Annotated in this window: 21 protein-coding genes and 4 tRNA genes; 24 read left to right on the top strand and 1 reads right to left on the bottom strand. The window is 34.8% G+C overall.

Features of this window, described 5'->3' with window-relative positions:
• The first annotated feature begins 4 nt into the window (after positions 1–4).
• From EQG63_RS00590 to EQG63_RS00550, 9 genes are all read left to right on the top strand, one after another.
• On the top strand, positions 5–1,489 hold the full coding sequence (locus tag EQG63_RS00590; RefSeq protein ID WP_129433201.1) for a SusD/RagB family nutrient-binding outer membrane lipoprotein: 1,485 nt from the start codon (positions 5–7) through the stop codon (positions 1,487–1,489).
• 25 nt (positions 1,490–1,514) lie between these two features.
• Positions 1,515–2,342: a hypothetical protein gene (locus tag EQG63_RS00585; RefSeq protein ID WP_129433198.1), complete on the top strand. Its 828-nt coding sequence runs from the start codon at positions 1,515–1,517 to the stop codon at positions 2,340–2,342.
• A gap of 24 nt (positions 2,343–2,366) precedes the next feature.
• Positions 2,367–3,356 (top strand): hypothetical protein, encoded by a 990-nt coding sequence (locus EQG63_RS00580; RefSeq protein WP_129433194.1) that lies wholly within the window; start codon positions 2,367–2,369, stop codon positions 3,354–3,356.
• A gap of 87 nt (positions 3,357–3,443) precedes the next feature.
• Positions 3,444–5,363, top strand: coding sequence for a putative porin (locus tag EQG63_RS00575; RefSeq protein WP_129433191.1), 1,920 nt, complete (start codon positions 3,444–3,446; stop codon positions 5,361–5,363).
• Between the two features lie 42 nt (positions 5,364–5,405).
• Positions 5,406–6,767 carry a pyridoxal-phosphate dependent enzyme gene (locus EQG63_RS00570; RefSeq protein ID WP_129433189.1) on the top strand — a complete coding sequence of 454 codons (1,362 nt, stop codon included), beginning with the start codon at positions 5,406–5,408 and terminating at the stop codon, positions 6,765–6,767.
• A gap of 109 nt (positions 6,768–6,876) precedes the next feature.
• A complete protein-coding gene (locus EQG63_RS00565; protein ID WP_129433186.1) occupies positions 6,877–8,145 on the top strand; it encodes a DUF2851 family protein in 1,269 nt (422 codons plus the stop codon).
• A gap of 65 nt (positions 8,146–8,210) precedes the next feature.
• On the top strand, positions 8,211–8,441 hold the full coding sequence (locus EQG63_RS12345; protein WP_394343567.1) for a PspC domain-containing protein: 231 nt from the start codon (positions 8,211–8,213) through the stop codon (positions 8,439–8,441).
• Between the two features lie 8 nt (positions 8,442–8,449).
• Complete coding sequence (locus tag EQG63_RS00555) at positions 8,450–9,325, top strand: ComEA family DNA-binding protein (RefSeq protein WP_129433183.1); 876 nt, start codon at positions 8,450–8,452, stop codon at positions 9,323–9,325.
• Positions 9,326–9,351: 26 nt separating this feature from the next.
• Positions 9,352–10,521: an acyl-CoA dehydrogenase family protein gene (locus EQG63_RS00550; RefSeq protein ID WP_129433181.1), complete on the top strand. Its 1,170-nt coding sequence runs from the start codon at positions 9,352–9,354 to the stop codon at positions 10,519–10,521.
• A gap of 416 nt (positions 10,522–10,937) precedes the next feature.
• Here EQG63_RS00550 and EQG63_RS00545 read toward each other — a convergent pair whose 3' ends face one another.
• Positions 10,938–11,606: an FAD-binding oxidoreductase gene (locus tag EQG63_RS00545; RefSeq protein WP_129433179.1), complete on the bottom strand. Its 669-nt coding sequence runs from the start codon at positions 11,604–11,606 to the stop codon at positions 10,938–10,940.
• A 175-nt stretch (positions 11,607–11,781) separates the two neighbouring features.
• Between EQG63_RS00545 and rpsU the strand changes: the two genes are divergently transcribed.
• From rpsU to rpoB, 15 genes are all read left to right on the top strand, one after another.
• Positions 11,782–11,976 carry a 30S ribosomal protein S21 gene (gene rpsU / locus EQG63_RS00540; protein WP_129433177.1) on the top strand — a complete coding sequence of 65 codons (195 nt, stop codon included), beginning with the start codon at positions 11,782–11,784 and terminating at the stop codon, positions 11,974–11,976.
• A 103-nt stretch (positions 11,977–12,079) separates the two neighbouring features.
• Positions 12,080–12,973 (top strand): tyrosine-type recombinase/integrase, encoded by an 894-nt coding sequence (locus EQG63_RS00535; protein ID WP_129433175.1) that lies wholly within the window; start codon positions 12,080–12,082, stop codon positions 12,971–12,973.
• Between the two features lie 35 nt (positions 12,974–13,008).
• Positions 13,009–13,311 carry a ribosome hibernation-promoting factor, HPF/YfiA family gene (hpf, locus tag EQG63_RS00530; RefSeq protein ID WP_129433173.1) on the top strand — a complete coding sequence of 101 codons (303 nt, stop codon included), beginning with the start codon at positions 13,009–13,011 and terminating at the stop codon, positions 13,309–13,311.
• Positions 13,312–13,398: 87 nt separating this feature from the next.
• Positions 13,399–13,472, top strand: a tRNA-Thr gene (locus tag EQG63_RS00525).
• Between the two features lie 65 nt (positions 13,473–13,537).
• Positions 13,538–13,618, top strand: a tRNA-Tyr gene (locus EQG63_RS00520).
• Positions 13,619–13,755: 137 nt separating this feature from the next.
• A tRNA-Thr gene (locus EQG63_RS00515) sits at positions 13,756–13,827 on the top strand.
• A gap of 54 nt (positions 13,828–13,881) precedes the next feature.
• Positions 13,882–15,069 (top strand): elongation factor Tu, encoded by a 1,188-nt coding sequence (tuf, locus tag EQG63_RS00510; RefSeq protein WP_129433171.1) that lies wholly within the window; start codon positions 13,882–13,884, stop codon positions 15,067–15,069.
• Positions 15,070–15,129: 60 nt separating this feature from the next.
• Positions 15,130–15,200 (top strand) — tRNA-Trp (locus tag EQG63_RS00505).
• A 16-nt stretch (positions 15,201–15,216) separates the two neighbouring features.
• Positions 15,217–15,414: a preprotein translocase subunit SecE gene (secE, locus tag EQG63_RS00500; RefSeq protein ID WP_129433169.1), complete on the top strand. Its 198-nt coding sequence runs from the start codon at positions 15,217–15,219 to the stop codon at positions 15,412–15,414.
• Positions 15,415–15,423: 9 nt separating this feature from the next.
• Complete coding sequence (nusG, locus tag EQG63_RS00495; RefSeq protein WP_129433167.1) at positions 15,424–15,975, top strand: transcription termination/antitermination protein NusG; 552 nt, start codon at positions 15,424–15,426, stop codon at positions 15,973–15,975.
• Positions 15,976–16,037: 62 nt separating this feature from the next.
• Positions 16,038–16,478: a 50S ribosomal protein L11 gene (gene rplK / locus EQG63_RS00490; protein ID WP_129433165.1), complete on the top strand. Its 441-nt coding sequence runs from the start codon at positions 16,038–16,040 to the stop codon at positions 16,476–16,478.
• Positions 16,479–16,484: 6 nt separating this feature from the next.
• Positions 16,485–17,174 carry a 50S ribosomal protein L1 gene (rplA, locus tag EQG63_RS00485; protein WP_129433163.1) on the top strand — a complete coding sequence of 230 codons (690 nt, stop codon included), beginning with the start codon at positions 16,485–16,487 and terminating at the stop codon, positions 17,172–17,174.
• A 22-nt stretch (positions 17,175–17,196) separates the two neighbouring features.
• Positions 17,197–17,697 (top strand): 50S ribosomal protein L10, encoded by a 501-nt coding sequence (gene rplJ / locus EQG63_RS00480; RefSeq protein ID WP_129433161.1) that lies wholly within the window; start codon positions 17,197–17,199, stop codon positions 17,695–17,697.
• Between the two features lie 53 nt (positions 17,698–17,750).
• Positions 17,751–18,122, top strand: coding sequence for a 50S ribosomal protein L7/L12 (gene rplL / locus EQG63_RS00475; protein ID WP_129433159.1), 372 nt, complete (start codon positions 17,751–17,753; stop codon positions 18,120–18,122).
• 269 nt (positions 18,123–18,391) lie between these two features.
• Entirely contained in the window at positions 18,392–22,204 is a 3,813-nt protein-coding gene (rpoB, locus tag EQG63_RS00470; protein ID WP_129433157.1) for a DNA-directed RNA polymerase subunit beta, read from the top strand.
• Positions 22,205–22,356: the final 152 nt, after the last annotated feature.

Genomic DNA, 22,356 nt, shown 5'->3' with positions numbered 1-22,356 from the left:
AACTATGAAGAAATTAAAATATTTTTTACCTGCAATAGCAATGATGCTATTTTCTTGTGATGATTATTTAGATGTGAACACATCTCCTAATGATCCACAATTATCGCAGATTACACCTGACTTAGCGTTAGCTAATGCTCAGACTGGTCCATACAGAACGATGGCTAGAAGAATGAATAGATTAGGGAACTTTTTCATGAATAACTGGGGGATGAATGTAAATTCATTTGCGGTTACTGCTCCACCTGAATATTCTTTAGCTATTGATAATAATTTTTATTCAGACATTTGGGATAATATTTATCTTAATACAGCAAACTTGACTAACATCATCAATCATAAAGCGGTTGGTTATGATAATCACAAAGCGATTGCTAAAATTATGAAAGCTTTTTACTTTCAGTATTTAGTTGATATTTATGGTGATATTCCTTATTCTGAAGCACATTTAGGATCTGAAAATACCAGTCCAAAATATGATGATGATTTGGCAATTTACAGAGACCTTGTAAATCAAGTTGATCAAGCGATCGCAATGATGAATACTCCAGGTGCTATTGCTGTAGGTTCAGAGGACGTTATTTTCAAAGGCGATATGTCTAGATGGGAAGAATTCGGAAACACGTTGAAATTACGTTTATTATTACGTCAAACGGATTCAGGAGTTGCATTATCTACTTATTTATCTGATGGATTTGCTTCTTTAGCAGGTAAGTCATTCTTAAATGCAGATGCAAAAATCAACCCAGGATATTCTAAAGCTGGTATTGCACAACAAAACCCATTTTATGCTTTATTATACCAAGTGGATGAAACTACTGAAAATCAAGAGATGAGATTTGTTAGAGCTTCTAAGTACATGGGTGACAAATTGAATTCAGGACCAACAGATCCACGTAGAGGAAGATTATTTTCTTTAATTGGAGGTACTGTACAAGGTGTTATTCAAGGTGATTTAGCGGTTGTAAATGGTGGTACTGCACCGGCAAGTATTTCTACACTTGGACCTGCGTTAGTTAAAAATTCTGCTCAAGATGGATTCGTTATGACTCTTGCAGAAAGTAAATTTTTACAAGCAGAAGCTGCGCACGAAGGATATTTAGCAGGTGATGCTCAGACTTTATTTAATGAAGGAATCACTGCTTCAATGGCACAATTAGGAGCTACGCCAGGAACGTATGTTGTAGATGTTAACTTAGTTGCTGGTAAAGGGTATGGTGCAATTGGTGCTACTGCTGCTCAACAATTAGAGGCAATTATGTACCAAAAAAACATCGCATTACAAGGTGGTCTTAACGCTTTAGAATCGTTCATCGAGTATACAAGAACTGGTTTGATCGATACTATTCCTTTAACTATTGTTGGTGCTACTCAACCTAACAAACCTAGAAGATTATTATATCCAAACTCTGAATTAGTTGGTAATACAGCTAATGTACCAGCTCAAAGTGTAAACTCTGCGTTTTCAACCGGACCATTCTGGTACTAATTAATTAATCTTAATTTTTTAAATTATGAAAAAAATAATTTTATTAATGTCATTAGCTATTGCAGGTATATCTTGTGATGATGATATTAGAGCAGACCACAATTTTACGACTAGCCCTAAGATTGTTGGTTTTACAAGTCCTTTGTCTACTGTGTCTTACTTTGCAGATGAAGGTCCAGTTGAAAGAACTTTCCCACTTTCGTTAATTGGTGGTGGTGATGGAAAACCATTTTCTGTACCTACAGAAGTTTCTTATACTATCGATCCAGCGTCTTCTGCAACGGAAGGTGTAGAATTTGATTTTGTTAATAACAATGGAAAAATTGTTATTCCTGCTGGTATGACTTTTGGTAATTTCCCAATTTTTGTGAACACTGGTGATTTAAATCCTACTCAAAAAACTGAGTTAATTTTAAATTTAACAGCTGTTAGCAATGGTGCAGTAGTTTCTGCAAACCATGCGAAATTGAGAATTATTTTTGTAGGTTGTCAATCTCAGGTTGCGGGTACTTATGTGGTAACTGTAACAAGAAATGATGGTGTTGTTAGAACTTATACTCCGGAGATTATTTCTTCTCCTGCTGTAAATGATTTTAAAACATCTACTACAGGACAATGGGCTGCTGGTTCTATTGCACCTGATACTGGATACAACTTTACAGATATTTGTGGTGATATTACTATGCCAAATCAAAATCTAGCGCAAGGTTTCTATTCTAACACAGTTACTGGTACAGATTTTTATCCTGGTGGTAATGATGGTAAAGTATATTCTTTGAATAATTTCCAAACAAAATACGAAATTAGCTTTGCTGCAGGACCTAGACAATATACTAATAACTACGTGAGATAGTATTTAATTTAAAAAGATAATAAAATGAAATATAAAAATTTTATAGCTGCTTTTGCACTTCTTGGAATTCTATCTTCATGTGATAAAGAAGAGGATATTACTGCTGATGGTACAATTAAGCCTGTAGTTTCTGCTGATGCAACTTCATTTAGTGTTACAGAAGGAGATGTTATTACTGTTACTTTAACAACTAACACACCTTACAAAACCAAAATGGATTTCAAATTGCAACAAGTTAGTGGTTCTGCAAACCGACAAGATTATGCATCTTCTGGTACAGAAACTGTTGTGGATGATGGTTGGGGACTAATTGGAGACAAAATTGTTTTACCAGCTTATGCAACTTCAACAACTTTCCAAATTAGTACTAAATTTGATGTGTTCAAAGAAGGTTCTGAAACTGCTGTTTTTGCTTTGCTTAGTGCAGGTAATGGAGTTGGTTTAGTTGACGAAGGATCACAAAAAATCACTGTTACTATTGCAAATAAAACGTCTAACGACTTTTATACTGAGTTAGATTTTTCTGCAAGTGCTCCAAATGCGCATGGTAATATTGAAGGTGGTACATTTATGGATGCTGCTGCAACTCCTGTTTCACATGCATGGTGTGATATTGATTTGGATTTAGAAGTGTACGATTCTGGTTTCAACATTGTTGATGATTCTTACACATCTTGCCCAGAATCAATTATTTTACCTTCTACTTTGCCAGATGATACGTATTACATTGTTCCAAGTTTCTATTCTATGAACGGTATTTCTACTCCATCTGCAATCAAAATCCCAGCGATTTTAACTTCTGGTAAAATGGGAGTTTTCTCTGAGACTTTAGATATGTCAGAAGTTTGGAATACTAAATTAACTGCTCCAGATTACCAAATCGTTAGAGAGTTAGAAAAAGTAGGTAATACTTGGACTTTAAAAGATTACAATACTGGTGATATTATTGCTTCAGGAAGAGTTAGATCTCTTATTGATGTAATCAAAGCTAGAAAAGCTGGAGGTAAAAAATAATTTACTTTTGCTGAAAATAAAACCCCGCACTTGCGGGGTTTTTTTATTTCTAATGATTTCGTTACTTTTGTAGCTCAAATGCATAAAATGAAGTACCTACTATATTTGTTTTTTTTCTTATTTTCAACGCTTGGTTATTCACAAGATGAGGAATTGCAAATAGCAAAACCTGATTCGATAAGAAAGTCGTTAAGAGAAGCGCCAAAAGAAAATCCTAAAGCTCCTCACAATTGGTATAAACTTTATACTTTGTCAAAAGATACCGTTTATGTAGATACTTCACTAACTGTTAAAAGTGATTATAAATACAATTATCTTCGAAAGGATAATTTCGGTTTATTGCCTTTTGCTAATGATGGTCATACCTATACTACATTGCATTATGGTTATAATAATTACAAATCATTACCAGATTTTGGTTTTAAAGCAAAGCAATTTAATTATTTAAAGCCAGATGAAGTTCAGTATTTTTCGGTTCCAACTCCTTTAACTGAATTGTATTTTAAAACCGTACTGGAACAAGGACAAAGTGTTGATGCATTTGTGACTTTAAATACATCAAAAAACCTTAATTTTTCTATAGCATATAAAGGGCTTCGCTCTTTAGGTAAATATTTGAATTCCTTGTCTAGTACTGGTAATTTTAGAATGACCTCTAGCTATGTGACCACTAATAAAAGATATATTCTCAATTCCCATTATGTGAGTCAAGATTTTACCAACCAGGAAAACGGAGGGTTATTAAATCCTCAGGATTTTGAATCGGAAGAATCGCAATTTAAAGACAGAGCCCGAATTGACGTACTTCTAGAAGATGCTAAAGCGATTTTTAAAGGAAGACGCTATTTTGTTGACCATTCGTTTCGTATAAATAAAAATGAGAAAACTAACAACGCCATAATTGAGCATCAAATCAATTATGAAACAAAATCTTATAATTTTAAAAAAGCAATTGCAACAGATTATTTTGGTGACGGTTTCGTTGCTAATAACTATGATGATTTTGCGAAGTACAATTCGTTATACAATAAAATAGGAGCTACTTTTTCAAATTCATCTATTGGTAAGTTTAATGTGTTTGTAGAAAATGCCAATTATAATTATTTCTATAACCGATTTTTAGCTTCTGATAATGCAGTTATTGTTCCCAACTCAGTTGCTTTGCATTTGAATGCTTTTGGAGGTAAATATTTTTATAACAAAGGAAAAATACGAGGAGAAGCGCTTTTTTCTAAAGGAATATCCAAACAAAATTTTTCGACGCTAGATTTAACAGCAAAATATACTTTTGATGATAAAAATAGTATTTCGGCACAATACCAAAACATAAGTAAAGTTCCTGATTTGAATTATACTTTGTACCAAAGTAGTTTTGTGAATTTCAATTGGTACAATAATTTCAAAAATGAAAAAATTAATGCATTAAAAGTACAGGCTAAAACACAATGGTTTTCTGCTGAAGGGCAATTCACTTTATTGAATGATCACTTATATTTCGCTAGTAATAACGCATTAGATTCTCTAGCTTCAGTGAAACCAATGCAGTATGGCGATGCCATTAACTATTTGTCGGTTAAATTAGAGAAAGAAATTAAATACGGAAAATTTGCTTTAGATAATACAATTTTATATCAGCAAGTCACGCAAAACGATGCGGTTCTTAATGTGCCGAAAATTGTAACGAGAAATACGTTGTATTTTTCAAACCACGCTTTTAAAAAGGCCATGTTTTATCAAACAGGATTCACATTCCAGTATTTTACGAAGTATTATGCCAATAGTTATAATCCGTTAATCGCCGAATTTTATACCCAAAAAACCACCAAAATAGGAGATTTTCCTTTAATTGATTTCTTTTTTAATGCCCGTGTACGACAAACCCGTATTTTCTTAAAGGCAGAACATTTCAATTCTGGTTTTACAGGAAATAAATTCTATTCGGCACCAAATTATCCTTACAAAGATTTCATTGTTCGTTTCGGATTAGTATGGAATTTCTTCCAATAATAACCTCGAAATATTTAACTTTACACCTTAAAAATTAAACAAATGCAATACGCAAAAAACATATTAGAAACGATTGGAAATACACCTTTGGTGAAATTAAATAAAGTAACTGCTGAAGTGGATGCACTGGTATTAGCCAAAGTAGAAACTTTTAATCCAGGGAATTCGGTAAAAGACCGTATGGCGGTTAAAATGATTGAAGATGCTGAAGCAGATGGTCGTTTGAAACCTGGTGGAACTATAATTGAAGGAACTTCAGGAAATACTGGAATGGGATTGGCACTTGCTGCCATTGTGAAAGGGTACAAATGTATTTTTGTGATTTCTGATAAACAGTCAAAGGAAAAATCAGATATTCTTCGTGCTGTTGGTGCCAAAGTCATTGTTTGTCCCACTGATGTAGAACCAACTGACCCACGTTCGTATTATTCCGTTTCTAAAAAATTAGGTGAAGAAATTCCAAACTCTTGGTACGTAAATCAATACGATAACCCAAGTAACGCTACAGCGCATTATGAACAAACGGGTCCTGAAATTTGGGAACAAACTGAAGGAAAAATTACGCATTTTGTAGTAGGTGTGGGTACCGGTGGAACGATTTCTGGCGTAGCCAAATATTTAAAAGAAAAAAACCCTAATATTAAAATTTGGGGAATTGATACGTATGGATCGGTTTTCAAAAAATACCACGAAACGGGAGTTTTTGACGAGAATGAAATTTATTCCTATATCACTGAAGGTATTGGAGAAGATATCCTTCCGAAAAATGTTGATTTCTCTTTAATTGATGGGTTTACCAAAGTAACCGATAAAGACGCAGCTGTTTATACTCGTAAAATTGCTTTAGAAGAAGGAATTTTTGTTGGAAATTCTGCGGGAGCTGCTATAAAAGGGTTACTTCAGTTGAAAGAACATTTTAAACCAGAAGATGTAGTAGTGGTTTTATTTCACGATTCTGGAAGCCGTTATGTAGGTAAAATGTTTAATGACGATTGGATGCGTGAAAGAGGCTTCTTAGATGAAGAAATTACAAAAGCGGAAGATTTGATCAAAGAACATATCGACAAGCCTTTGGTTTTTGTTCGTACCGAAGAATTAGTTTCTCATGCTATCGAACGTATGCGTAAATATAAAATCTCTCAAATTCCTGTAATTGATGTTAATGGCTTTGTAGGTTCTGTAGACGAATCAGATTTATTTCAAGCCTATATTGCCGATAAAGATGTGGCCGATAAGCCTATACGTGAAGTAATGGGCAAACCGTTCCCAATTGTACAATTAGGTGCTTCGGTAGAAGAGGTTTCTAAATTAATCAACAAGGACAATCAAGCGGTTTTAGTGGATTTAGGAAATGGAAAACATCATATTATAACCAAACACGATATTATTAATTCGATTAAATAATTTTATTCGACAGATAATTTTAACCTGCAAACACTCCAATGTTTGCAGGTTTTTATTTTTTTATTACATTTGATTATTATACGCCAGTTAATTATTATACGCCACATTTATGAAAGAAGATTTTTTGCACTACGTGTGGCAAAATCAGAAATTTGATTTTGCCAATCTCCAAACTTCCGAAGGGGAGTTGCTACAAATTTTACAAACGGGAAAGTATCTACATCAAGCAGGTCCCGATTTTTTTAACGCTCAAATCATTGTTGGAAACCAAAAGTGGGCTGGAAACGTTGAAATCCATCTCAAATCTTCCGATTGGTATTTGCACCATCATGAAACTGATAAAAATTATGATAACGTCATTCTGCATGTAGTCTGGGAGCATGATGTAGGGGTTTTGCGAAAAGACAAATCTGAAATACCTGTCTTAGAACTTAAGGGATATGTTGCTAACAATTTAAGGCAGCAATATCAACAATTAAAACTTCAAAAGTCTTGGATTAATTGCGAGAACGATATCCAAAAAATACCTCAATTTATTTTTAAAAATTGGCAAGAGCGTTTGTTTTTTGAACGCTTGGAGCGGAAATCAAAACCCATTCTGGAATCGTTGGAAACAAATAATTACGATTGGGAGGCTACTTTGTTCTGTTTTTTGGCTAAAAACTTCGGACTGAATACCAACGGCGAAGTCTTTTTTCAATTGGCTAATGCCATTCCGTTTTCAGTTATACGAAAAGAAAGTTTTGATGTGCAGTACCTGGAAGCTTTGTTTTTTGGTAAATCGAATTTAATTCCAACCACTCCGGAAGATAGCTATTCAAAGGATTTGCGAAATCTGTATGACTATATTTCGATGAAGTATCAGTTACAAACGGATATTTCACAGCCAGTCCATTTTTACAAATTGCGCCCCGATAATTTTCCAACCATACGATTGGCGCAATTTGCAATGCTCTATCATAAGCAGCAAAATTTATTTACAAAAATCATTGGAGCAAAATCAATGTCAGCGTTACATCAACTATTTAATATTTCTGTCTCCGATTATTGGTTGCATCATTACAATTTTGAAAAACCATCAAAGTATAAGCAAAAATCGCTTTCCAAATCATTCGTAGAATTGGTCATTATAAATACTGTTTTACCTATAAAGTTTGCCTACGAACAAAGTTTGTCGATGGATTTTTCGGAGGAGAATATTGATTTGTTAGAGCAAATTCAGCCAGAAAATAACACCATTATTGATAAATTCAAAAGTATTGGTGTCGAATGTAAATCTGCATTTCAAACACAAGCCTTGTTGCAATTGAAAAAGGAATATTGCGAAAAAGGAAAATGTTTACAATGTGCCATTGGAATTGAACTACTTAAAAATTAAGAATCATGGAAAGAGCGATATTATTTCAAATAAAAAAAACTAACTTTATAACGATTAAATTATACATGTTGTCATTCGTAATTAAACTTAAATATTTCTTCGAAAAACAAGGATTTCATATTGCCTCCCGCTTAGCAGATAGGTTAGGGATGAGGGCCAATAGTGTTCGTTTGTTTTTTATTTATATTTCATTTGTTACAGCAGGTCTTTGGTTTGGGGTGTACCTTACAATAGGTTTTTTAATTAAGTTAAAAGATTTAGTCCGAGCAAAGCGTTCATCTGTTTTTGATTTATAGGGAGAGAGATGAAAGAATATTTCAGTTTTAATAAAGGGCAGCGAATAGGTTTGGTTGCCCTAGTTGGACTTATCCTTGTAGTTCAGTTCGTAAATTTCTTAATTAATCGTACTCCAGAAGAAAAGATTCAAAAAGATGAGCAACAATGGTTAGTGATGCAAACGAAAATTGATTCGTTGAAAAATACCAAGGAAGACTCGGGTTATAAAATATATCCCTTTAATCCTAATTTTATTACCGATTTTAAAGGGTATAAGTTGGGAATGAGTGTTGAAGAAATTGATCGCTTGTTGGCTTATCGTAAGACAGGTAGATTTGTTAATTCGGCAGAGGAATTCCAACTAGTCACCGAAGTTTCCGATTCATTATTGGCTAAAATTGCACCTTATTTCAAATTTCCAGATTGGGTAATTCAAAAGAGAAATAAGTATCAGAATTATTCAAAACCGGAGTATAAAAAGTATGAAAAACCTATAAAAAAGATTGTTGTTCAAGATATTAATACTGCTACCAAAGCGGATTTAATGAAAATTTTTGGAGTGGGAGATGCTATTTCAGAACGTATTATAAAGCAACGTGAAATTTTTGGTGGTTTCATAAGTATGGAACAAATGCAAGACGTTTGGGGACTTTCACCGGAAGTGATTTACGAAATGAATAAAAATTTCAAAATCGGAACAATACCTACGATCACTAAAATCGATATCAATAATGCTTCCACGAAAGAATTAATGAAATTGCCTTATTTTCGATATCCTTTAGCTCGGGAAATAGTGACGTATCGAAGCATGAATGGCGGAATTAATTCTGCTGACGATTTAACAAAAATTAAGGGCTTTCCAGTAGAAAAAGTAAAAATTATTGCCCTATATTTGGACTTCTAAAATCACAACAATTTTTTAATCAGATTATGAATTCAATATATTTTACAGAAGAACATCAATTATTCAGAAAAAGTTTGCAAGATTTCTTACACAAAGAAGTGGTGCCTCATATTGAAAAATGGGAAAAAACAGGAACAATTGAACGTTTTATTTGGAAAAAATTTGGTGAAATGGGCTTCTTCGGATTAAAGTACCCAGAAGCGTATGGAGGATTAAATTTGGATTTATTTTACACAGTAATATTTTTAGAAGAACTTCAAAAAATAAAATCTTCTGGTTTTGCGGCTGCTATGTGGGCACATGCGTATTTAGCGATGACTCATTTAAATGCTGAGGGAGATGAACGAATCAAACAAGAGTATTTGACCGCAAGTATAACTGGAGACAAAATTGGTGCCTTGTGTATTTCTGAGCCTTTTGGTGGTAGTGATGTGGCAGGAATGCGAACTACTGCAGTAAAAAAAGGAGATAAATACATCATTAACGGTTCTAAAACTTTTATTACCAATGGTATTTATGCCGATTATTATGTAGTGGCAGCAAAAACAAATCCGGAGTTGGGAAATAAAGGAATCAGTATTTTCTTGGTCGATACAACTACAAAAGGAATTGCGGCTACAAAATTGGATAAATTAGGATGGAGGGCTTCAGATACTGCTGAAATATCGTTTGATAATGTTGAGATTCCGTTGGAAAATTTAATGGGAGAAGAAGGAAAAGGATTTCCATACATTATGCAACATTTTGCTTTAGAACGTTTGATAATGGCTATAAATGCGCATGCCCGTGCTGAATATGCGATTGAGTATACCTTAGGTTATATGTCGGAACGTGAAGCCTTTGGAAAATCGCTAGATAAGTTTCAAGCCTTGCGTCATACGATGGTAGAACATGCTACAGAAGTAGAACATATCAAGGTGTTTAACTATGCAGCTGTAGCTCGATTAGACAAAGGCGAGTATGTAGTAAAAGAAGCTACGATGGCAAAATTGAAATCCACTAAAGTAGCGGATCAAACTATTTACGATTGTCTACAAATGTTAGGTGGATATGGTTATATGGAAGAATATCCATTAGCTCGATTATCTCGCGATAGCCGTTTAGGTCCTATTGGTGGTGGTACTTCAGAAATTATGAAAGAAATTTTATCAAAAATGATTATTGACAATCAAAATTATAAACCTGCGGTAGAATAATTGTTTTAGAGTTTGGTATTCACTTTATATAAAAGCCAAGGGTTAAATATTCTTGGCTTTCTTTTTTTTGTAATTTATTAGTATGATAGGATTGTTGATTTGTATTTTAATTTTGCTTATTCCAGTGTATTTTCAATTCAAATATGGAATTAAAGCTGCTTCGAGTTGGATTGATTTAAAGTTATGGCAATTAACTTTAATCTGCCTTTTTTCTGAATTATGTATTGCTTTTTTAATGTTTTTTATTCTGATGTTTTTGGATTCAAGTACAAATACAATGAAATGTGGTTTAGGATGAACGGGTGTCGTATTATTTGCTTTTCCAATTTCATTTTTCATATTTTTGATTGGGATATTTCAAAGAATTGTTATTAGAAAGGATGAATAATTCTGGGAATGAAATTTAGATGTTTTTTTTATTCTTCCACAACCAAGGTGTCTGAACTTACCCCCAACTCAAGTAAAATTCTAGAAATACTTTTCACAAAACTATCCGGACCACACACGTAAAAATGCTGACTAAAATCGGCGATAGTGTCGATTAAAAAATTGCGATCAATTCTTCGGCCTAGATAACCAATGATGTTTTCTCTTGTGTAAATATTTAAATAATTGTCTTTTAGCATTTCGCTTAGTTCTGCATCCATGATCACATCTTCCGAAGTTTTGTTCGTGTAAAGTAAACTGTTTCCTTCTAATTTGTTTTGTTGATGCAGGTCTCTAAATATAGAAATGAAAGGAGTGATACCGGCACCAGCAGCAATAAAAACACCTCTTTCTTTGTAACGAATTGCGCCAAATACGTCGTGAAGTATTAACTCGGCGCCAGCATTCATGCTGCCTAATTTGTTGGTAACGCCATCATGATCCCGATAAATTTTTATCATAAATTCGAGATAATCATCGGTTCGCAAACTAGTAAAAGTAAACGGACGCAGTTTGTCTTCCCAGCTGGCTAGATTTATAGATATTTCGGTAGCTTGACCTGGGATGAAATCATAATTTGTTGGCTTTTCTACCTTAAAACATTTTACATCGTGAGTAATATAATAGGCTTCAACTATTTTTACTATGTGCTTTTCCATTTTCCGAATGATTTTGATTATTATAAAGTTACTATTTTTAAATGAAAAGATGTTACAGAATTGTTGTTGATGGTCTTTATTCATTTGTCTATTCTCTTTTTTCTTTAAAAAAGGATTTGTAATCCAAAAATATTTTATAAGTTTGCACCCGTAAATGAGAGGAGGTGTCTAGATTATGTTAATTATACCAATTAAAGACGGAGAAAATATCGACAGAGCGCTTAAGCGTTACAAACGTAAATTCGATAAAACTGGAGTTGTAAGACAACTAAGAAGTCGTCAAGCTTTTATTAAGCCATCTGTAACAAGAAGAGCTCAAGTTCAAAAAGCGGCTTACATCCAAGGATTAAGAGATAGCTTAGAAAGTTAGTAGTTAATTTTCTGATAATATAAAATCGTTAGTTATAGAAGTTTTGTACTTTTATGCTAACGATTTCTTATTTTAACTAGGTACGAAGCAACCCAATCCTTTAATGAGTAACCAACACAAATTCCAAGACTATTTATTAAAAGAAAAGAACTATTCGGTTCATACGGCTTTGGCCTATGGAAAGGATTTGGAATTTTTTCAAGAATTTCTGCAGCAAAATTATGATGTGACAACGTTGGAAGAAGTTTCGTATACCTTAATTCGAAGCTGGATTGTTACTTTGGTTGACAAGGGAATGAGCAACGTGTCGGTCAATCGAAAAATTGCCTCGCTGAAAGCTTTTTATAAATTTCTTCTGAAAACCAAACAAATTGAAATCAATCCGCTAACCAAACACAAAGCGCTCAAAACACCTAAAAAAGTGCAAATACCATTTTCGGAAGAAGAGTTGGATTCGGTGCTCAATCAAATTACCTATAAAGAAGGTTTTGATGGATTGCGAGATAAGTTAATCATTGATTTATTTTATACCACAGGAATTCGACGTTCTGAACTGATTAATTTACAGCTACAGAATGTCGATATCACGAATCGTTCGCTTAAGGTTTTGGGAAAACGTAATAAAGAACGCATTTTACCGATGTTGGGTGTGATTTCTGAACAAATTGAAGTGTATTTAACTGAAAGAAATACATTACAAAGCATAAATGATGCGAATTTTTTATTTCTGCTTTCCAATGGAAATAAAATCAATGAAACGTTTGTATATCGACTAATAAATTCCTACTTTAGTAATGTCTCCGAGAAGGTAAAAAAAAGTCCGCACATGCTACGACATACATTTGCTACTCACATGCTGAATCACGGAGCCGATTTAAATTCGATAAAAGAACTCTTAGGACACTCAAGTTTAGCATCTACACAAGTATATACACATTCCAGCTTGGCTGAATTAAAAAATGTGTATCAGAATGCTCACCCCCGTAACCAAAAGTAGTTTCTTTTAATTGTATAACCGTAAAATTTTAAATTATGAAGGTAAATGTTCATGCAGTTAACTTTAACGTTGACAAAAAATTGGTAGATTTTGTAGATGTAAGAATAAATAAATTAGAAAAATTTTATGATAAGATTGTTTCTTCCGATGTTTTTATGAAGGTTGAGCAAACGAGTGAAAAAGAGAATAAAATTGTCGAAGTAAAAGTCATTGTTCCGGGTGACGAATTTGTAGTAAAAAAGACGTGCAAATCATTTGAAGAAGGTGTAGATTTATCAATTGAAGCGTTAGAAAGATTGTTAGTGAAACGAAAAGAAAAATTAAGAGCACATGCTTAATCAAAATTTTTAGAAAAAAGTTTTGATTAATAAAAATAATACATACATTTGCAGTCCGTTAGAAATAGCGGACTTTTTTATTGAGTCGCCGGTGTAGCTCAGCTGGCTAGAGCAGCTGATTTGTAATCAGCAGGTCGTGGGTTCGAGTCCCTCTATCGGCTCAATTTTCTTATTTTCAATCCGTTGGATGAAATAAGGTATTTGAAATATTGTGAAAAGCAAGGGGGGGGAGATACTCAAGCGGCCAACGAGGACGGACTGTAAATCCGTTGGGAAACCTTCGCAGGTTCGAATCCTGCTCTCCCCACAAAGTTTTAAATAAGAATTTATTCGAAAGTTTACTTTCGAATAAATTCGTTTTAAAAGTTTGAGTAAGGCTCCGCCTTACAGGATCAACGAATGAAAATGAGTTAGTCCGCAAATGGTTTTTAGCCAGGGAAAACTGCCGACTTAGCTCAGGGGTAGAGTGCTTCCTTGGTAAGGAAGAGGTCACGGGTTCAATTCCCGTAGTTGGCTCAACAAAGTAAAATTTGAACACTAATAAATTAATAAAGATTAAAACTAAGTAAAATGGCAAAAGAGAATTTTAACCGTTCGAAACCACACTTAAATATCGGTACGATCGGACACGTAGATCACGGAAAGACTACTTTAACTGCAGCAATCACTAAAGTATTATCTGATGCTGGTTACTGTCAAGCGAAATCATTTGATCAAATTGATAACGCTCCAGAAGAAAAAGAAAGAGGTATTACAATTAATACTTCACACGTAGAGTATGAAACTGCTAACCGTCACTACGCTCACGTTGACTGTCCAGGTCACGCGGATTACGTTAAGAACATGGTTACTGGTGCTGCTCAAATGGACGGTGCTATCTTAGTAGTTGCTGCTACAGATGGTCCAATGCCACAAACTCGTGAGCACATCCTTTTAGGACGTCAGGTAGGTATTCCACGTATCGTTGTTTTCATGAACAAAGTGGATATGGTTGACGATGCTGAGTTATTAGAATTAGTAGAAATGGAAATCAGAGATTTATTATCTTTCTATGAATATGATGGAGATAATGGTCCTGTAGTTCAAGGTTCTGCTTTAGGAGGATTAAACAACGATCCAAACTGGGTACCAAAAATTCTTGAATTAATGGAAGCTGTAGATTCTTGGATCGAAGAGCCAATCCGTGATACTGAAAAACCTTTCTTGATGCCAATCGAGGACGTATTTACAATTACTGGTCGTGGAACTGTTGCTACAGGTCGTATCGAAACAGGAGTTTGTAATACAGGTGATCCAGTTGAAATCATTGGTATGGGAGCTGAGAAATTAACTTCTACAATTACAGGTATTGAAATGTTCCGTCAAATCCTTGATAGAGGTGAAGCTGGAGATAACGCAGGTATCTTGTTAAGAGGTATTGCTAAAGAAGATATTAAAAGAGGAATGGTAATTGTTAAGCCAGGATCTGTTAAACCACACGCTAAATTCAAAGCTGAGGTGTATATCTTGAAAAAAGAAGAAGGTGGTCGTCACACACCATTCCACAACAACTATCGTCCACAGTTCTACGTACGTACAACTGACGTAACAGGAGTAATCATGTTGCCAACAGGAGTTGAAATGGTAATGCCAGGTGATAACTTAACTATCGATGTAACTTTATTGTCTCCAATTGCAATGAACGTAGGTTTACGTTTCGCTATCCGTGAAGGTGGTAGAACAGTTGGTGCTGGACAGGTTACTGAAATTGTTGAGTAATTAATCGACAAAAAATAAATAAGAATCCAGTGTCGTACTAACGACACTGGATTTTAACAAACGGGCGTAGTTCAAGGGTAGAATAGCGGTCTCCAAAACCGTTGATGGGGGTTCGAATCCCTCCGCCCGTGCAAAAAAAATAACAAAATGAATAAAGTTACTAATTACATATCAGAAGCTTTTGAAGAATTAAAGTCAAATGTAACTTGGCCTACATGGGAAGAGGTGCAAAAACTAACGATAGTTGTTGCTATTTTTTCTGTGATTTTTGCTCTAGCTACATGGGGTGTAGATACTGTTTTTGCTAAAGCAATTGAAGGATTTTTTAATTGGATTAAAGGTTAATAAATTGTTATGGCTGAAACTAGTGTAAAAAAGTGGTATGTTGTAAGAGCTGTAAGTGGCCAAGAAAACAAGGTTAAAGCTTATATCGAGCAAGAAATTAATCGCGTTGGAATGGCAGACTATATCTCTCAGGTATTGGTGCCAACCGAAAAAGTGGTAACCGTACGAGATGGGAAAAAAATCAGCAAAGACAAAGTATATTTTCCTGGTTATGTAATGATTGAAGCTAACTTAACAGGTGAAATCCCTCACATTATTAAGTCGATTACGGGTGTAATTGGTTTTTTAGGTGAAGTAAAAGGTGGAGATCCTGTGCCTTTACGTATGTCGGAAGTAAACCGAATGTTAGGTAAGGTTGATGAGTTAGCAGTAACAGTAGATCACGGCGCCATCCCTTTTACAGTTGGAGAAACTGTTAAGGTAACCGATGGTCCTTTTAACGGTTTCAATGGAACTGTTGAAAAAATTAATGAAGAAAAGCGTAAGCTAGAAGTAATGGTGAAAATTTTCGGAAGAAAAACACCATTAGAATTAAGCTTTATGCAAGTAGAAAAAGTATAATATTTTTGTTACATATATTAACCGCATTGATCGCTTCCACGATTAATGTAAAATTTTAAACAATGGCTAAAGAAGTTAGTAAAGTAGTTAAACTACAAGTAAAGGGAGGTGCTGCGAACCCGTCGCCACCGGTTGGACCTGCTTTGGGAGCTGCTGGTGTTAATATCATGGAGTTTTGTAAGCAATTTAATGCTAGAACTCAAGATAAAGCCGGCAAAATATGTCCAGTGCAAATCACTGTATATAAAGACAAATCGTTTGATTTTGTTGTAAAAACTCCACCTGCTGCTATTCAATTATTGGAAGCAACAAAATTAAAATCAGGATCAGGAGAGCCTAATCGTAAAAAAGTAGCTAGCGTTACTTGGGATCAGATTAAGACTATCGCTGAAGATAAAATGCCTGACTTAAATGCGTTCACAATTGAAAAAGCAATGAGCATGGTTGCTGGAACAGCTAGATCTATGGGTATAACTGTAACTGGAGATTCTCCTTTAAAATAAGAAGAAATGGCAAAATTGACGAAAAAACAAAAAGTTGCTGCTTCAAAGATTGAAAAGAATAAATTATATTCTTTAAAAGATGCGTCTGCATTAATCAAAGAAGTTGCTGCTGCAAAATTTGATGAATCAGTTGATATCGCTGTTAAATTAGGAGTTGACCCTCGTAAAGCGAATCAAATGGTTAGAGGTGTGGTTTCTTTACCACACGGAACAGGTAAAGACATGAGAGTATTAGCATTAGTTACGCCAGATAAAGAGGCTGAAGCTAAAGCTGCTGGTGCAGATCACGTAGGTCTTGATGACTATTTACAAAAAATTAAAGATGGTTGGACAGATGTTGATGTAATCATCACAATGCCTGCAGTAATGGGTAAATTAGGTCCATTAGGTCGTATTTTAGGACCTAGAGGTTTAATGCCAAACCCTAAAACTGGTACTGTAACTATGGAAGTAGGTAAAGCAGTAGAAGAGGTAAAATCTGGAAAAATCGACTTTAAAGTAGATAAAACAGGTATCGTTCACGCAGGAATTGGTAGAATCTCTTTTGATGCTGCTAAAATTCAAGAGAACGCTCACGAAATTATACAAACATTAATTAAATTGAAACCAACTGCTGCAAAAGGTACTTACATCAAGTCTATTCACTTGTCAAGTACTATGAGTCCAGCTATTGCTTTAGATCCTAAAGCCGTATAATTGGTAGTTAAAAATTTTTGATATGACAAGAGAAGAAAAATCAATCGCTATTGGAGATTTAACTGCACAGTTAGCTGGAGCAAATATCGTGTATCTTGCCGATATTTCTGGTTTAAATGCAGAGACTACTTCAAATTTAAGAAGAGCTTGCTTTAAAGCAGGAATCAAATTAGAAGTTGTTAAGAATACATTACTTGAAAAAGCAATGGAAGCTTCAGATAAAGAATTTGGTGAATTACCATCTACTTTAAAAGGAAACACTTCAATCATGATTTCTGATTTGGCAAACGGTCCAGCTAAAATCATCAAAGAATTTCGTAAGAAAAGCGATAAACCAGTTTTAAAAGGTGCTTTTATTAATGATGAAATCTATATTGGAGACAATTTATTAGATTCATTAGCATCACTTAAATCGAAAGAAGAAGTTATCGGTGAAATCATCGGATTACTTCAATCGCCAGCTCAACGTATTATTTCTGCATTATTAAACAATGCTGAAACTAAAGGAGAAGCTGCAGAATAAATTGCGCACAAATAAATTAATATAATTACAAATCATTTTAAAAGATAGAAAAAATGGCAGATTTGAAACAATTCGCAGAACAATTAGTTAACTTAACAGTTAAAGAAGTTAACGATTTAGCTACAATATTAAAAGACGAGTATGGTATCGAGCCAGCTGCTGCAGCGGTAGTAGTTGCTGCTGGTGGTGGTGATGCAGGTGCTGCTGCTGAACAAACTGAGTTCACAGTAGTATTAAAAGATGCTGGTGCTTCTAAATTAGGAGTTGTTAAAGCGGTTAAAGAATTAACTGGTTTAGGTCTTAAAGAAGCTAAAGATTTAGTTGATGCTGCTCCAACAAATGTAAAAGAAGGAGTTTCTAAAGATGAGGCTGAAGGTCTTAAAAAATCTTTAGAAGAGGCTGGAGCTGTTGTTGAGCTTAAATAAGCTTACATAGTTTAGAATACAGGTTTAGGTCTTTGAGAGCATTCTCAAGACCTAAACCATTTTTCGTATAATGAAATTGTTTAAATTTTATTAGCGATATAATTTAAAAAACGAAAGTTTTTAAACCAATACGAAGACGGAAATAAAGTTCTACTTCATTTTATTTTTTAGAGATGTATCGGTTATAAAAAGAAGTATAGATTGTTTTATAAATTACTGTGTTTGACACACAAAAAATTACTTTTTTTTAATCAAAATTTTGTCCATTGATGATAACAAATCAGACTGAAAGATTGAATTTTGCCTCTACAAAGAATATTCCTAACTACCCAGATTTTCTGGATGTTCAGGTAAAATCATTCCAAGATTTCTTTCAATTAGAAACGAAATCAGACGAAAGAGGCAATGAAGGGTTATACAACACCTTCATGGAAAATTTCCCGATTACGGATACACGTAATCAGTTTGTCTTAGAATTCCTAGATTATTTTGTTGACCCACCTCGTTATACAATTGAAGAGTGTATAGATAGAGGTCTTACCTATAGTGTGCCGTTAAAAGCCAGATTAAAACTATACTGTACAGATCCTGAGCATGAAGATTTCGAAACAATTGTACAAGATGTATATTTAGGTACTATTCCTTACATGACTCCTAGCGGAACGTTTGTAATAAACGGAGCAGAGCGTGTGGTTGTATCGCAATTACACCGTTCACCTGGTGTGTTCTTTGGACAATCATTCCATGCTAATGGAACTAAATTATATTCTGCCCGTGTTATTCCTTTCAAAGGATCATGGATTGAATTCGCTACCGATATCAATAGCGTAATGTATGCGTATATCGATAGAAAGAAAAAATTACCAGTAACTACTTTATTCCGTGCAATCGGTTTCGAAAGAGATAAGGACATCCTTGAAATTTTCGACCTTGCAGAAGAAATTAAAGTATCAAAATCTGGTTTAAAGAAATATGTAGGAAGAAAACTTGCTGCACGTGTATTAAATACATGGCATGAGGATTTCGTAGACGAGGATACTGGAGAAGTAGTATCTATCGAGCGTAACGAAATTATCTTAGATCGTGATACTATTTTAGATAAAGATAATGTTGAAGAAATTGTAGAATCTAATGTAAAATCTATCTTATTACATAAAGAAGACAATAATTCGGCTGATTATTCTATCATTCACAATACCTTACAAAAAGACCCTACTAACTCTGAAAAAGAAGCAGTAGAACACATTTACCGTCAGTTACGTAACGCTGAACCGCCTGATGAAGAAACAGCTCGTGGAATTATCGACAAATTATTCTTCTCAGACCAACGTTACAACTTAGGAGATGTAGGTCGTTATAGAATGAACAAAAAATTAGGTCTTGATATTCCTATGGACAAGCAGGTGCTTACCAAAGAGGATATCATTACTATCGTGAAATATTTAATCGAGTTAATTAACTCTAAAGCAGAGATTGATGATATTGACCACTTATCTAACCGTCGTGTTAGAACGGTTGGAGAACAATTATCAGCTCAGTTTGGTGTTGGTTTGGCTCGTATGGCACGTACGATTCGTGAGCGTATGAACGTTCGTGATAACGAGGTGTTTACTCCAATCGATTTGATCAATGCGAAAACATTGTCATCGGTTATTAATTCATTCTTCGGAACGAACCAGTTATCTCAGTTCATGGATCAAACGAATCCATTAGCAGAGATTACGCACAAACGTCGTTTATCTGCCCTTGGACCTGGAGGTTTATCTAGAGAAAGAGCTGGTTTCGAGGTACGTGACGTTCACTATACACACTACGGTCGTTTATGTCCTATTGAAACTCCTGAGGGACCAAATATTGGACTTATTTCTTCTCTAGGTGTATATGCGAAAGTAAACGGAATGGGATTCATCGAAACACCTTACCGTAAGGTTACCAATGGTGTGGTTGATTTAGAGTCGACTCCAATTTACTTGAGTGCTGAAGAGGAAGAAGGAAAAATGATTGCGCAAGCAAACATTGAAATGGATGCAAAAGGTAAAATTACTGCTGATAAAGTAATTGCTCGTGAGGAAGGTGACTTCCCAGTAGTAGACCCAACCGCGGTTCACTATACTGACGTTGCACCAAATCAGATTGCTTCTATTTCAGCTTCATTAATTCCGTTCTTAGAGCATGATGATGCGAACCGTGCGTTGATGGGATCGAACATGATGCGTCAGGCCGTACCATTATTACGTCCTGAATCTCCAATTGTTGGTACCGGATTAGAGCGTCAAGTAGCTTCTGATTCTCGTGTATTAATTAATGCAGAAGGAAACGGAACTGTTGAATACGTTGATGCGAACATGATTACTATTAAGTATGAAAGAACGGATGCCGAAAGAGCAGTAAGTTTTGATACGGATGAGAAATCATACAACCTTATCAAATTCAGAAAAACGAATCAAAGTACGTCTATCAACTTAAAACCTATCGTAAGAAGAGGTGACAAAGTGGTTAAAGGACAAGTACTTTGTGAAGGATACGCAACGCAAAACGGAGAGTTAGCTTTAGGTAGAAACCTACAGGTAGCGTTCATGCCTTGGAAAGGGTATAACTTCGAGGATGCGATTGTAATTTCAGAAAAAGTAGTTCGTGATGATATCTTTACATCAATCCATATTGATGATTATTCATTAGAAGTTCGTGATACTAAATTAGGTAACGAAGAATTAACGAATGATATTCCAAACGTATCGGAAGAAGCTACTAAAGATTTAGATGAAAACGGAATGATTAGAATTGGTGCTGAAGTAAAACCTGGCGACATTCTAATCGGAAAAATTACACCAAAAGGAGAATCTGATCCAACTCCAGAAGAAAAACTTTTAAGAGCGATCTTCGGAGACAAAGCAGGTGATGTGAAAGATGCGTCATTAAAAGCATCTCCTTCTTTACACGGTGTAGTTTTAGATAAAAAATTATTCTCAAGAGCAGTAAAAGACAAACGTAAACGTTCTCAAGACAAAGACGCTTTGGCTGAACTTGAAATGGAATTCGAAACTAAATTTGTTGAATTAAAAGACAGATTAATCGATAAATTATTTGTAATCATCGATGGTAAAACATCACAAGGGGTTATGAATGATTTAGGCGAGGAAGTATTACCAAAAGGTAAAAAGTATTCGAAAAAAATGTTACAATCTGTTGAAGACTTTGCTCACTTGACAAAAGGACAATGGGTTGCTGATGACGAAACGAATGCTATGGTTAATGATTTAATTCATAACTATAAAATTAAATTAAACGACCTTCAAGGAGCGTTACGTCGTGAAAAATTCACTATCACAGTTGGAGATGAGTTACCAGCAGGTATCTTAAAACTAGCTAAAGTTTACATCGCTAAGAAACGTAAATTGAAAGTGGGTGATAAAATGGCGGGACGTCACGGTAACAAAGGTATCGTTGCACGTATCGTTCGTCAGGAAGATATGCCATTCTTAGAGGATGGAACACCAGTAGATATTGTATTGAATCCACTTGGGGTACCTTCTCGTATGAACATCGGTCAGATTTATGAAACGGTGCTAGGATGGGCAGGTAAAAAATTAGGAAGAAAGTATGCTACACCAATTTTTGATGGAGCTTCTTTAGACCAAATTAATGCCTTAACTGATGAAGCGGGAGTGCCACGTTTCGGTCACACGTATCTTTATGATGGTGGTACTGGAGAGCGTTTCCACCAACCAGCAACTGTGGGTGTAATTTACATGTTGAAATTAGGACACATGGTTGATGATAAAATGCACGCACGTTCTATTGGTCCGTACTCGTTAATTACGCAACAACCATTAGGAGGTAAAGCACAATTCGGAGGTCAACGTTTCGGAGAGATGGAGGTTTGGGCACTTGAGGCATATGGTGCTTCTAGTACACTACGTGAAATCTTAACCGTGAAGTCAGACGACGTAATTGGTAGAGCTAAAACTTACGAAGCAATCGTTAAGGGTGAAACTATGCCAGAACCAGGATTACCAGAATCATTCAATGTATTAATGCATGAATTAAAAGGTCTTGGTTTAGACATTCGTTTAGAAGAATAAATAAATTTTCAGTAGTCGGTTCCGATTTTTTCGGGACTGATTACTCATTATTAGAGTTTTTAGGATTTAGCCCCGTAAACCGTTCCGATTTTTTATAAACCATTGCGTTTATAATTAGCACTTCAGAAAATGAAGTTTAGAGAAGTAATCCG

The sequence above is a fragment of the Flavobacterium amnicola genome, assembly GCF_004122165.1.
GTDB classification, from domain to species: domain Bacteria; phylum Bacteroidota; class Bacteroidia; order Flavobacteriales; family Flavobacteriaceae; genus Flavobacterium; species Flavobacterium amnicola.
The sequence above is the reverse complement of the archived record's forward strand: the minus strand, read 5'-3'. Positions and strand labels throughout refer to the sequence as shown.